We start from the raw sequence: 11,879 nt of genomic DNA, 5'->3' as shown, positions 1-11,879 counted from the left end.
CGATTACAACGCTATGAACAACAGGAATGTGCCGAGGATCAGGCGGTAGATTACGTAGGGCAGCATGCCGATGCGATCTAGCGCAGCCAGGAACAGCTTGATGCACAGGAAGGCCGAGATGAACGACAGGCCAATGCCCCAGGCCATGTCGCCCCAGTGTGCGCCGTTGCCTTCTTCGATCAGGTGCAGGGCCTTGAGGCTGCCCGCGGCGAGAATCAGCGGGATCGACAGCAGGAAGGAAAAGCTTGCGGCGCTCTTGCGGTCGAAGCCGAGCATCAGTGCGGCGGTCATGGTGATGCCTGAGCGCGAAGTGCCTGGAATCAGCGCGAGCATCTGTGCCAGGCCGATCAGCAGGGCGTGACGCCAGGTCATGCGGCTCATGTCGGCATCGCGGCTGCCTTTCACGTCGGCCCACCAGAGCACCAGGCCGAAAACGATGGTGGTGGTACCGATCACCAGCATCGAGCGGGTGTATTGCTCGATCACCGATTCGAAGAGCAGCCCGGCCAGTGCGGCCGGGATGGTCGCCAGGATGATCATCCAGCCCATGCGGCTTTCCGGGCTGGCGCGGCGGTGCAGCACATGGCCCAGCCAGCCGCTGACGATTGCCGCGATTTGCTGGCGGAACGCGAGCACCACCGCCATCAGGGTGCCGACGTGCACGGCGACGTCGAACGCCTGGCCCTGATCGGGCCAGCCCAACAACTGCGAGGGCAGGATCAGGTGCGCGGAGGAGGAGACGGGAATGAATTCAGTAATGCCCTGGATGAGCGACAGGATGAGCAGGTGGAGCCAGTCCATGGGTTTCCTTATGAGGGAGTGAGCGAGCGCGGACTGCGGGTATGACCTGCTGAGGGCTCGTTTTCTCCGCGCTGCCGGTCGATTCCTTGAGTTTCACCCGCATTCTAGGCATGCCGGTCTTTTTCGAACCAGCGCGGGCTTGCCTGTGGCACTGCCGGTAGGCTGCGGATTTGCTATCGTGTGCGCCCCACGACCGAACGCTGTCGGTCGATGTTCTCCGTAAACCCCTCGAGACTCCCCCGCATGCACCGCGCAGCCTCTTCGGCACCCGGCCGACCCCTGACTCGTAGCGATTACAAGACCCTGTCCCTGTCTGCCCTAGGTGGCGCGCTGGAGTTTTACGACTTCATCATCTACGTGTTCTTCGCCACCGTGGTCGGCAAGCTGTTCTTCCCGCCGGATATGCCCGACTGGCTGCGCATGCTGCAGACTTTCGGCATCTTCGCCGCTGGCTATCTGGCACGCCCGCTGGGCGGCATCATCATGGCGCATTTCGGCGACCTGATCGGTCGCAAGCGCATGTTCACGTTGAGCATCCTGATGATGGCGGTGCCGACGCTGATCATGGGCCTGCTGCCGACCTACGCGCAGATTGGCATCTTCGCGCCGCTGCTGTTGCTGCTCATGCGCATGATCCAGGGCGCGGCGATTGGCGGTGAGGTACCGGGCGCCTGGGTGTTCGTCTCCGAGCACGTGCCGGCCCGCCATATCGGTTACGCCTGCGGTACGCTGACCTGCGGCCTGACCGTTGGCATCCTGCTTGGCTCGTTGATGGCCACGTTGATCAACAGCGTCTACACCGAGCAGGAAGTGCTCGACTGGGCCTGGCGCCTGCCGTTCCTGCTCGGCGGCGTGTTCGGCCTGTTCGCGGTGTACCTGCGCCAGTGGCTGCACGAAACGCCAGTGTTCACCGAGATGCAGGCGCGCAAGGCGCTGTCCGAAGAGCTGCCGCTGAAAACCGTGATACGCGATCACCGCCGCGGTGTGGCGGTGTCCATGTTGCTGACCTGGCTGCTGTCCGCCGGCATCGTGGTGGCGATCCTGATGACTCCGACCTTTCTGCAGACCTTCTACGGTTTCGATGCCGTCACTGCGCTGCAGGCCAACAGCCTGGCCATCGTCATGCTGAGCATCGGTTGCATCATCAGCGGTGCGCTGTGCGATCGCGTCGGTGCTGGCCGCGTTCTGGTGGTTGGTTGCAGCGCGCTGGCGATCTTCGTCTGGCTGTTCTACACCAGCCTGCACGCCAACCCGCAGTGGCTGTTCCCGCTGTATGCATTGGTCGGCTTGTTCGTCGGCACCATCGGCGCGGTGCCGTTCGTGATGGTTCACGCATTCCCGCCGCGGGTGCGCTTCAGCGGATTGTCGTTCTCCTACAACATGTCCTATGCGGTGTTCGGCGGTCTGACCCCGGTGGCCGTTTCGCTGCTTGTGAAGTGGAGCCCGCTGGGCCCGGCTTATTACCTGATCGCCCTGTGTGGCGTCGGTGTAGTGGTAGGGCTGGGCCTGCTGCGCAAGGTCCGATGAACGCGCGACTATTCCGTTTCACCCGGCCGAGCCGGTATGGTGCGCACACGATCAAAACGCTACGGAGAAGCTCATGAGCCTGTACGGCGACTACGATTCGCAGAACATCTTCGCCAAGATCATTCGCGGCGAGATGCCTTGCTACAAGCTTTACGAAGACGAGGACGTACTGGTGTTCCTCGACCTGTTTCCGCAGTCCTTCGGGCACACGCTGGTGATCCCCAAGCGCGCCGAAGCGCGCAATATTCTTGAGATCGACGCTGACAACCTGACCAAGCTGACTCTGGGCGTGCAGAAGGTCGCCCGTGTGCTGGCCGACGAACTCAAGCCCGATGGTGTGCAGGTCACTCAGTTCAACGGCGCGCCGGCAGGGCAGACGGTCTATCACATCCACGTGCATGTGATTCCGCGCTTCAGCGAGCAGGGCTTGCAGAACCACGCCAGCGGCAAGGCCGATCCGGCGGAACTGGAGAAACTGCAAGACAGACTGGTGAAACGCTTCCAGAGCACTTGATCGATGGGGCGGTTGGTGGGCTGAAGCCCACCCTACGGATGGTGCTCGCTTTGTAGGGTGGGCTTCAGCCCACCACTTCTCCGATTCGGCAGGAGGGCGGCGGCATACTCCGAACCCTCGATGGGTATCGCTTCGCTCGACGTCTTCCTATGAACGCCGTCGCTTCAGCCACTGGCTCAACCATTCGTAACCGCTGACCATCAGGATGCCGCACAGCACCAGCAGTGCGCCGGCGATGAAGTTGACTTCCAGTGGCTCGTCGAGCAGCCACACGCCAAACACGATGCCGAACATCGGCGTCATGAACGACAGCACGCCGAGGCGCGAGGCGAGGTAGTTGCGCAGCAGCCAGAACCAGGCGAGAAAGCTCGCGAAGGACACCAGTAGCGCCTGGAACGCCAGGCCGCCCAATGCCACCGGCGTTGGGTTGAAATACAGTTGGCCAGTTAGTGCACAGGCCGCCATCAGCAGCAGGAAACCGCCAAGCAATTGGTAGAGCAGTGTTTGCGTGACCGGTGCGCTGGACAGCCGTGAGCAGCGCACCACCACCGTGGTCGCTCCCCAGGCCATGGCGCCGAGCAGGCCGAGGATGTCGCCGAACATCTGCTTGCTGGTGTCTCGCGCTTCGAGATCGGGCGCCCCCCCGGCGAAAGACACCACGATACCGATGAAGGCCACGCCGATGCCCAGCCACTGCAGAGGTTTCAGGCGTTCGCTAGGCTGCAGCCAGTGCAACCCGAGCGCGGCGAAGATCGGCGCGGTGTAGAGGAAGATCACCATATGCGAGGCGCTGGTATGGCGCAGGCCTTCGCCGACTAGCATGAACTCCAGCGCGAACAGAAAACCGACCATCAGGCCTGGTCGCCAGTTGCCTTCGCGCAGCGAGAGACCGTCGCGGCGCCAGAGCATCAGTAGCGCCACCAGCATGGCGGCCACCCCGGAGCGAAGGGCGAGCATCATCATCGGCGTTACGTCGTCTGCTGCCGCTTTGAGTACTACCTGCTGCAGCCCCCAGATCATGCACAGCACGACCATCATTGCCCCGGCCAGCCCGTCGATGTTCTTGCGCGTGTCCATGAAGGAGCCTGCCAGTGAAGTAGGTCACCATTATGGTGCTGGCGATTTCTGCTGATATAGTTCAAACCCGACAGCGCATAGCGGTTATCCGCCAGAGCGATGAACACTGACGCCCCGCGACTGCAGATCCCTCCATTCAGCGACGCCTTGCCGGCCCCGCTGTTCTTCCGAACCGCCAGCGTGCCGGCACATGCGACCTATCCGCGCCATCGCCACGCCTGGGGCGAGTTCGTCTATGCCTTCAGCGGTGTGATGGAAATCGAAGTCGCCGGTCGTCATTACCTGGCGCCGCCGCAATATGGCATCTGGCTGCCGCCGGATCTGGAGCACATCGGCTTCAATCGTCACGAGGCCTGCCACTGCTCGGTGTATGTCGCCCCTGAGCATTGTGTCGAGCTGCCCGCCGAACCTTGTGCGTTGAGCCTGACCCCCTTGGTGCGTGCCTTGCTCGACGACCTGCGCGAATCGCCGCCTGATGCCTCGCGGCAGGCCGAGAACGAGCGACAGTTGCAGTTGCTGCTCGACAAGCTGGCTCGGGCACCCAAGGTCGGCAGCTACCTGCCGAGCTCCAGCGATCCGCTGCTGGAACCGGTGTTGCGGCAATTGACGGCCAACCCGGCGGATACGCGCTCGCTGGCGCAACTGGCCAATCAGGCCAATACCACCGAGCGTACGCTGATGCGCCGCTGCCAGCGCGACCTGGGCATGTCCTTCGCGCAATGGCGTCAGCGCCTGCGCGTGGTCGCGGCGTTGGCGCAGCTGGAGCGTGGTCGTACCGTGGAAAGCATTGCGCTGGATCTGGGTTACAGCAGTGCGTCGGCATTCATTGGCATGTTCCGCCGGCTGATGGGCGTGTCGCCCGATGAATACCGCAAGGGCAACTTGCCGCGACAGCAGTAGACGGTGGTGAAAATATCCCGGTGAGTCGTGCCAGGATTTATGGCACTGTCATGGCAGTGTGCTGGTCATAACGGGCACTTCACTATGATTCCCATGGAGGGAACCCATGCGTTCGATCTTCGCCGTACTGCCGCTGCTGGCTTTGGTTGGTTGCTCTTCGTACCAGGCCGACCCCGATAAGGTCACGGCCGTGCCGGCCGAGCGCCTGCTGGCGTATCAGACGCCGGTCAGTGGTGGCGGTGAGGTAGTGGTCAACCGTGATCTGGGCTTGATGGGCGGCGGTTGCTACGTCGCTGTGCTGGTCGACCGCAAGGTCGCGGCGCGCATCGCCGTGGGCGAGGAGGCGCGCTTCCAGGTGCCTGCGGGTAACCGCATCCTGGGCATCACTGCCGATAAGCAGGATGAAACCCTGTGCGGCAAGGGGCGCCTCAATCGCGAGGTGGCGGTGAAGGTCGAGGCGGGCGGTAGCGAAGATCTGCGGATCATCAGTCAGAACCGTGGCGGCTTCGATATCCAACTCAGCGAGCCGAGGTAGAATCCGCCTCACGAACTACTGCACAGGAAGTGCCCGTGAAAGATTTACCCATTGCCATCGTCGGGGCTGGTACCGCAGGTTTGGCCAGTGCCATTCTGCTGGCCCGCCAGGGCTGGACTGTCAGCATTTTCGACCGCGTCGCCGAATTGCAGCCGGTCGGTGCGGGCATTCTCCTGCAGCCCTCCGGCCTGGCCGCTCTGCGCAGCCTCGGCTTGCTCGATGAATGCGCTGCACTCGGTGCGCCGGTAAGCCGCCTGTATGGAACCTCCGCCTGCGCGGGACGAGTGATTCTCGACACCCGTTATCAGCACTGGCAAGCCGACTCCTTCGGCCTTGGTATCCATCGTGGTGTGCTGATGACGGCGCTGCTCAATGCAGCGCACGCGGCCGGCGTGAATATCTGCACGGGGATTTCCATCAGTCGTTTCCAGCAGTCGCCCACCCATGTGAGCCTGCTCGCCGCTGATGGTCAGGGTGACGAGGTCGCACTCGGCGACCACGCGGCGTTGATTCTGGCCGATGGCACCCGCTCGCAGTTGCGCGCGCAGATGCAGGTACGTCAGTGGGTCAAGCCCTATCCCTGGGGTGCGCTATGGAGCATCGTGCCGACTCCGGATGGGGCCGATTCCACCGATTTGCGCCAGTGGTACCGGGGCTGTTCGCAGATGTTCGGCATCATGCCGACCGGCGCTACCCATACCGACCGAGATACGCGCCTGAGCAGCCTGTTTTGGAGCCTGCCGGTGGCGACCCATGGTGCGTGGCAGCAGGCTGGCCTGCCTGCGTGGAAGGATTCGGTACGGCAACTCGCTGGCGAGCCGGCCGAAGCCTTTCTGCAGACGATCGACTCAGCGCAGCACCTGATGCTCGCCACCTATGCCGATGTGCGCATGTCGCAGTGGCACGACGGTCGGGTGCTGGCAATTGGTGATTGTGCCCACGCCATGAGCCCGCAACTGGGGCAGGGCGCGAACATGGCGCTGGTCGATGCTGTTGCGTTGGCCAATGCGCTGGGGTCAGCAGACCATGGTCAGGCGCCGAGTTTTCCTGACCGCTTCGCCGCCTACGCGGATCTGCGTCGCGCTCACCTGCGTTATTACCGCCAGGCCAGTCGCTTGCTGACGCCCTTGTTCCAGTCGGACAGCGCATGGTTGGCGGTCATCCGTGATACCGCGCTGTTCATGGCGCGGCACTTGCCGATGGGTCGCCAACATGCCGTTTCCACACTAGTTGGTGCGCGCACCGGTTGGTTGTTGTCCGGCAAGGGAGCCGCCGAGCTGTACGCGTTGCGCAAACCAACGACGCAGCCGGCTGCTCCGGCACCTTCCGTTTAGGCGGCGCCCTGCGCTTGCTGTACTTTCCAGGCCCAGAAGAAAATCAGCAGGCCGCCCGCCGCGGTTATAGCGCCGATGTAACCCGTCGATGTCCAGCCAAAACCGGCACTGATCGCCAGGCCGCCCAGCCAGGGGCCCAGGGCGTTGGCAATGTTGAATGCGGCGTGGTTGGAGGCAGCGGCCAGGGTTTGGGCGCCGGTGGCCACGTCCATCAGGTGGGTCTGCAGGGCCGGCGACAGGGCGGCGATGGTGCCCAGGGCTAGGATCGCTGGCAGCATCGTCCAGATCGAATGGGTGGCCATAGGTAGCAATAGCAGCACCAGCGCGCTCCACAGCAGAATCCAGGCCACCGACTTGAACTGCAGGCGGTCGAACAGCCAGCCGCCCGCCATGTTGCCGAGGATGCAGCCGACACCAAATATCGCCATGGCCACCGGGATCATGCCAGGGCTGACCTGGGTGACTTCCAGCAGTGTCGGAGCCATGTAGCTGAACACGCAGAACATCCCGGCGAAGCCGATCGAACCGATGCCCAGTGCCAGCCAGATCGGCGCGCGGTTGAAGGCGCGCAGCTCGTTGATCGGGCTGCTGCGTACTTCGTTACGATCGACCGGCAGGAATATCGCAACCATCGCCACGGTCAGTAGCGCAATCACGCTGACCAGCGCGAAGGCGTAGCGCCAACTGACGCTCTGGCCTAGCCAGGTGGCCAGCGGGTTGCCGACCAGAATGGCCACGCTCAGCCCCATCAGTACTCGACTCACCGCCTTGGCGCGCTTGTGCGGTGGCGCCATCGAGGCAGCAACCAGCATGGCGACGCCGAAATAGGCACCGTGAGGCAGGCCGGCGAAGAAGCGGAATATCAGCAGCGAGGAGTAGTCGGGCGCCAGGGCGCTGGCCAGGTTGCCGACGGCGAATACACCCATCAGCAACAGCAGCAGCGTCTTGCGCAGCAGGCGTGCGCCGAGCAGTGCCAGGATCGGCGCACCGACCACCACGCCAAGCGCGTAACTGCTGATCACGTGACCGACCTGCGGCTCGCTGACGCCCAGATCCTCGGCGACGTTGGGCATCAAACCCATGATCGAAAATTCACTGGTGCCGATGGCGAAACCGCCAAGTGCCAGGGCTAGTTCGATCAAAAGGATCGCCCCCGCGCTCAGGCGCGTGGCGTCGTGGGCTGGGCCACTCATGTGTTTACCTCGATAACGTGCGGCGAATCAGGCGGGGCATTATTCACGCAACGGGCCGTCGAGAGAACCGCTTTATTGCGCGGCTTCGTTCAGCGGTAGCGCTTGAGGATGGCATCGAATTCGCCGTCCTGTTTCATCTGCACCATAGCGCGCAGCAACTGCATGGTGGGTACATCAGGTTCGTCGCGAACCAGGCAGGCTGCCAGGTCACTGGCCAGTTCGTGTACCTCGTAGAGTTTTTGGGTTTCGTCGTTGTGGCGGTTGTACCACTGTAGGGCGAGCTCGTTGCTGATCGCATAATCGTAACGTCCGGCAGCGAGCTTGGTCAGAACCAGGCCCTGGGTGCGGCCATCGTCGCGCAGCAACTTGCCGCTCATGAATAGCGGATGCAGGGTCGGGTAATAGAAACCCAACACCGTACCTATGGATTGTTTGGGCAGTTTTTCCGGGGTGACCGGCTGAGGGCTGCGACCTATCAGCAGATCACGCTGCACCATAAAGGGGATGCTCCACACGTACTCGGGATAAGCTTCACTCAGCCACGCCGGATTAACGTAGCAGCGCACGTCGACCTCTTTGTGCAAGAGGGCGCGCTGTACGCGTAGGCGCGGCAACACCAGCATTTCAGCGCGACGGCCGAGCTTTTCTGCCAGGCGCATGTGCAGGTCGTAGAGAATGCCCGCGACGGCTTTGCCGTCGCGGATGTCGACCAGTGGCATGACGCCGCTTTCGGTGATCGAGAAGCGTATCGGGCGTTCCTCCGCGATGCAGCAGAAACTGAGCAAGGCGAGCACTGCGGCACACAGGCGAGGAGACATGGCACGAACCAGGCAGGATTGAGCGTTGTCGTAAAGCGTAGGCCGTCTGGAGCCGGTACGCTGCTGGTTCATGCTGATAAGACTCCATCATCGGTTGCGGTATACGAAAACTTCAGATTATTGTTTTAAAAGGCTTTTTATATGGGTCGATTGACTGAGCTTATTGGATTGATGGTTTCAATCAATGGGCTCTTTGATCCATATGGGGCTACTATCCCTCCTGTAAATTTTTCAACCCTCCTAAGGAGTTACTGATGTCTTTGATTAACACTCAAGTTCAGCCGTTCAAGGTCAATGCATTTCACAATGGCAAATTCATCGAAGTCACCGAACAAAGCCTGAAGGGCAAGTGGTCGGTACTGATCTTCATGCCGGCAGCTTTCACCTTCAACTGCCCGACCGAGATCGAAGACGCCGCCAACAACTACGAAGCCTTCCAGAAAGCTGGTGCCGAGGTTTACATCGTCACCACCGACACCCACTTCTCCCACAAGGTATGGCACGAAACTTCCCCTGCCGTTGGCAAGGCTCGTTTCCCGCTGATCGGTGACCCGACTCACCAGCTGACCAACGCTTTCGGCGTGCACATCGCCGAAGAAGGTCTGGCACTGCGCGGTACCTTCGTGATCAACCCGGAAGGCCAGATCAAGACCGTCGAAATCCACTCCAACGAGATCGCTCGTGACGTGGCCGAGACCCTGCGCAAGCTGCAAGCTGCTCAGTACACTGCCGCTCACCCGGGTGAAGTCTGCCCAGCCAAGTGGAAAGAAGGTGCACAGACTCTGGCTCCTTCCCTGGACCTGGTCGGCAAGATCTAAAAACGACCCGGAAGCCTCGCTTCCAGATGGTCAGCCGCGGGGATGTAACCCATCCCTGACGGCTCGGCGCCCGGGCGTAACCCGTCCGGGCGTTTTATTGCCCGAATTTCGTCATTGAGGACACGTTTATGTTGGACGCCACGCTTAAAACCCAGTTGAAGGCCTACCTGGAAAAGGTCATCCAGCCGTTCGAGATCGTCGCGTCCCTCGATGACAGCGACAAATCTCAGGAGCTCAAAGGTCTGCTCGACGATATCGTCAGCCTGACCGACAAGATCACCCTGAAAACCGATGGCACCGACGCCCGTGTGCCGTCGTTCGCCCTGAATCGCCCGAACGGCAACATCAGCCTGCGTTTTGCCGGCCTGCCGATGGGCCACGAGTTTACTTCGCTGGTGCTGGCGCTGCTGCAAGTCGGTGGCCACCCCTCGAAGCTGGCGGCTGAAGTGATCGAGCAGATCGCCAGCCTTGAAGGTGAATTCAACTTCGAGTCGTACTTCTCGCTGTCCTGCCAGAATTGTCCGGACGTCGTCCAGGCGCTGAACTTGATGGCCGTGCTCAACCCGAACATCCGTCACGTGGCCATCGACGGCGCGCTGTTCCAGGATGAAGTCGAGTCCCGTCAGATCATGTCGGTACCGAGCATCTACCTGAACGGCGAACTGTTCGGCCAGGGCCGTATGGACGCCGAGCAAATCCTCGCCAAGATCGACACCGGCGCTTCTGCCCGTGATGCGGCCAAGCTGAACGGCAAGGAAGCCTTCGACGTACTGGTCATCGGTGGTGGCCCGGCCGGTGCTGCGGCAGCCATCTACGCTGCCCGTAAAGGCATCCGTACCGGCGTCGCAGCCGAGCGTTTCGGCGGTCAGGTGCTGGACACCATGGCCATCGAGAACTTCATCTCGGTGCAGGAAACCGAAGGCCCGAAACTGGCCCGCGCCCTGGAAGAGCACGTCAAGCAGTACGACGTCGACATCATGAACCTGCAACGTGCCAGCGCACTGATTCCAGCTTCCAGCGCTGGCGGCCTGCACGAAGTGAAGTTCGAGAGCGGTGCGAGCCTGAAAGCCAAGACCGTGATTCTGTCCACCGGCGCACGCTGGAGAGAGATGAACGTGCCGGGCGAGAAGGAATACCGCAACAAGGGCGTTGCCTACTGCCCGCATTGCGACGGCCCGCTGTTCAAGGGCAAGCGTGTGGCAGTGGTCGGCGGCGGCAACTCCGGTGTGGAAGCGGCCATCGACCTGGCCGGTATCGTTTCAGAGGTTACGCTGCTGGAATATGACAGCAAGCTGCGCGCTGACGCCGTACTGCAGAAGAAGCTCTACAGCCTGCCCAACGTCAAGGTGATCACCAGCGCCCTGACCAGCGAAGTGAAAGGCGATGGCCAGAAGGTCACCGGTCTGGTCTACAAGGATCGCAACTCCGATGAGTTCGTCCCGCTAGCACTGGAGGGTATCTTCGTGCAGATCGGTTTGCTGCCGAACTCAGAGTGGCTGAAGGGCTCGGTGGAGCTGTCGGATCGTGGCGAAATCATCGTCGATGCTCGCGGTGAAACCTCGATGCCCGGCATCTTCGCCGCGGGTGACGTGACCACCGTGCCGTACAAGCAGATCGTCATCGCCATGGGTGAGGGCTCGAAAGCGTCGCTGAGCGCCTTCGATCATCTGATCCGCAGCTGATGCGCTAAGCCAGAAGCACGAAAGGCGGGCCTGATGGCCCGCCTTTTTCATTTCTGTTTTTCAGAAAGTGTGGCAACCAGCCAGGATCGACAGATATCTCCCCGAACCAATTGATCGCCGGCAAGCCGGCTCCTACGGGGAGAGCAATGGCAGTCGCTACATCTGTAGGAGCCCGCTTGCGGGCGATTCGGCTGGGCGCTGCATCTCGCTATCGCCGGGTTGAGTCACTCAGTCGGTTTCTTCATCGCGAATCAGCACGAAGCTGGGGCCCTGTTCATCGTCCAGGCGCTCGCAGACGAAGTACATCTCTACCTTGCCAGCACTGGACATGATCGCCAGGTAATCACCGGCCTGTGGGGTGAAGAAGGCCTTGGAGCCAGGCTTGGCTTCGCAGGCGACCAGTGCGGTGAAGAACAACGCCGGATCGCTGCCATCGAAATAATCGTCACGCTCGGCAGCATCCCATTCCTGAGGCGGCTCGAACGGGCCGGTGAACAGGACTTTGGCATCACCCATGTCCCGTTCTTCAGCGTCGGTATCGTCTTCATCCGGGCGATAGACCGTGCAGTCCTGTGACTCGGCGGCATCCAGCACGCGCTGGCGTTGTTGATCATCGATTAGGGACACGGTGGCTCCGACTATCAGAAAAAATCTAGGTGTGCAGTGTGAGCTGCGCCACG

At 61.7% G+C, this 11,879-nt stretch carries 12 protein-coding genes; 7 read left to right on the top strand and 5 right to left on the bottom strand.

Translation table 11 applies throughout. The annotated features are described in order from the left end of the window. Positions 1–3: 3 nt before the first annotated feature. A complete protein-coding gene (locus ACZ3GY_RS10100; protein WP_463564366.1) occupies positions 4–801 on the bottom strand; it encodes an undecaprenyl-diphosphate phosphatase in 798 nt (265 codons plus the stop codon). A gap of 243 nt (positions 802–1,044) precedes the next feature. Here ACZ3GY_RS10100 and ACZ3GY_RS10095 point away from each other — a divergent pair, with 243 nt between their 5' ends. Together ACZ3GY_RS10095 and ACZ3GY_RS10090 are read left to right on the top strand one after the other, a co-directional pair. Continuing rightward, positions 1,045–2,328: an MFS transporter gene (locus ACZ3GY_RS10095; RefSeq protein WP_465909901.1), complete on the top strand. Its 1,284-nt coding sequence runs from the start codon at positions 1,045–1,047 to the stop codon at positions 2,326–2,328. 73 nt (positions 2,329–2,401) lie between these two features. Then, positions 2,402–2,842 (top strand): HIT family protein, encoded by a 441-nt coding sequence (locus ACZ3GY_RS10090; protein WP_465909900.1) that lies wholly within the window; start codon positions 2,402–2,404, stop codon positions 2,840–2,842. A gap of 147 nt (positions 2,843–2,989) precedes the next feature. Here ACZ3GY_RS10090 and ACZ3GY_RS10085 read toward each other — a convergent pair whose 3' ends face one another. Then, complete coding sequence (locus tag ACZ3GY_RS10085) at positions 2,990–3,919, bottom strand: DMT family transporter (protein ID WP_465909898.1); 930 nt, start codon at positions 3,917–3,919, stop codon at positions 2,990–2,992. A 99-nt stretch (positions 3,920–4,018) separates the two neighbouring features. Between ACZ3GY_RS10085 and ACZ3GY_RS10080 the strand changes: the two genes are divergently transcribed. From ACZ3GY_RS10080 to ACZ3GY_RS10070, 3 genes are all read left to right on the top strand, one after another. Then, positions 4,019–4,819 carry an AraC family ligand binding domain-containing protein gene (locus ACZ3GY_RS10080; RefSeq protein ID WP_465909897.1) on the top strand — a complete coding sequence of 267 codons (801 nt, stop codon included), beginning with the start codon at positions 4,019–4,021 and terminating at the stop codon, positions 4,817–4,819. Between the two features lie 106 nt (positions 4,820–4,925). Beyond that, positions 4,926–5,354 carry a 3-isopropylmalate dehydratase gene (locus ACZ3GY_RS10075; RefSeq protein ID WP_465909896.1) on the top strand — a complete coding sequence of 143 codons (429 nt, stop codon included), beginning with the start codon at positions 4,926–4,928 and terminating at the stop codon, positions 5,352–5,354. Positions 5,355–5,389: 35 nt separating this feature from the next. Then, entirely contained in the window at positions 5,390–6,688 is a 1,299-nt protein-coding gene (locus tag ACZ3GY_RS10070) for an FAD-dependent oxidoreductase (RefSeq protein ID WP_465909895.1), read from the top strand. On the opposite strand, the gene ACZ3GY_RS10065 is transcribed toward ACZ3GY_RS10070, so the two are convergent. Next, complete coding sequence (locus tag ACZ3GY_RS10065; protein WP_463564372.1) at positions 6,685–7,881, bottom strand: MFS transporter; 1,197 nt, start codon at positions 7,879–7,881, stop codon at positions 6,685–6,687. The two genes, ACZ3GY_RS10070 and ACZ3GY_RS10065, sit on opposite strands and share 4 nt — an antisense overlap. An 89-nt stretch (positions 7,882–7,970) precedes the next feature. Next, on the bottom strand, positions 7,971–8,771 hold the full coding sequence (locus ACZ3GY_RS10060; RefSeq protein WP_465909894.1) for a substrate-binding periplasmic protein: 801 nt from the start codon (positions 8,769–8,771) through the stop codon (positions 7,971–7,973). A gap of 182 nt (positions 8,772–8,953) precedes the next feature. On the opposite strand from ACZ3GY_RS10060, the gene ahpC reads away from it, so the two are divergent. Beyond that, complete coding sequence (gene ahpC / locus ACZ3GY_RS10055; RefSeq protein WP_070885309.1) at positions 8,954–9,517, top strand: alkyl hydroperoxide reductase subunit C; 564 nt, start codon at positions 8,954–8,956, stop codon at positions 9,515–9,517. A 128-nt stretch (positions 9,518–9,645) separates the two neighbouring features. Further along, on the top strand, positions 9,646–11,199 hold the full coding sequence (gene ahpF / locus ACZ3GY_RS10050; RefSeq protein WP_465909893.1) for an alkyl hydroperoxide reductase subunit F: 1,554 nt from the start codon (positions 9,646–9,648) through the stop codon (positions 11,197–11,199). Positions 11,200–11,427: 228 nt separating this feature from the next. Here ahpF and ACZ3GY_RS10045 read toward each other — a convergent pair whose 3' ends face one another. After that, positions 11,428–11,826, bottom strand: coding sequence for a hypothetical protein (locus ACZ3GY_RS10045; RefSeq protein WP_465909892.1), 399 nt, complete (start codon positions 11,824–11,826; stop codon positions 11,428–11,430). Positions 11,827–11,879 lie beyond the last annotated feature (53 nt).

Source organism: Pseudomonas sp. PME37.24/006 (assembly GCF_055556635.1).
This window is presented reverse-complemented; position numbering and strand designations above follow the sequence as displayed.

Coding starts and splice junctions, on each gene's coding strand:
- ACZ3GY_RS10060 (WP_465909894.1), bottom strand. CDS start 8,771: ATGAACCAGCAGCGTACCGGCTCCAGACGGCCTACGCTTTACGACAAC.
- ACZ3GY_RS10100 (WP_463564366.1), bottom strand. CDS start 801: ATGGACTGGCTCCACCTGCTCATCCTGTCGCTCATCCAGGGCATTACT.
- ahpC (WP_070885309.1), top strand. CDS start 8,954: ATGTCTTTGATTAACACTCAAGTTCAGCCGTTCAAGGTCAATGCATTT.
- ACZ3GY_RS10095 (WP_465909901.1), top strand. CDS start 1,045: ATGCACCGCGCAGCCTCTTCGGCACCCGGCCGACCCCTGACTCGTAGC.
- ACZ3GY_RS10090 (WP_465909900.1), top strand. CDS start 2,402: ATGAGCCTGTACGGCGACTACGATTCGCAGAACATCTTCGCCAAGATC.
- ACZ3GY_RS10080 (WP_465909897.1), top strand. CDS start 4,019: ATGAACACTGACGCCCCGCGACTGCAGATCCCTCCATTCAGCGACGCC.
- ACZ3GY_RS10075 (WP_465909896.1), top strand. CDS start 4,926: ATGCGTTCGATCTTCGCCGTACTGCCGCTGCTGGCTTTGGTTGGTTGC.
- ahpF (WP_465909893.1), top strand. CDS start 9,646: ATGTTGGACGCCACGCTTAAAACCCAGTTGAAGGCCTACCTGGAAAAG.
- ACZ3GY_RS10085 (WP_465909898.1), bottom strand. CDS start 3,919: ATGGACACGCGCAAGAACATCGACGGGCTGGCCGGGGCAATGATGGTC.
- ACZ3GY_RS10065 (WP_463564372.1), bottom strand. CDS start 7,881: ATGAGTGGCCCAGCCCACGACGCCACGCGCCTGAGCGCGGGGGCGATC.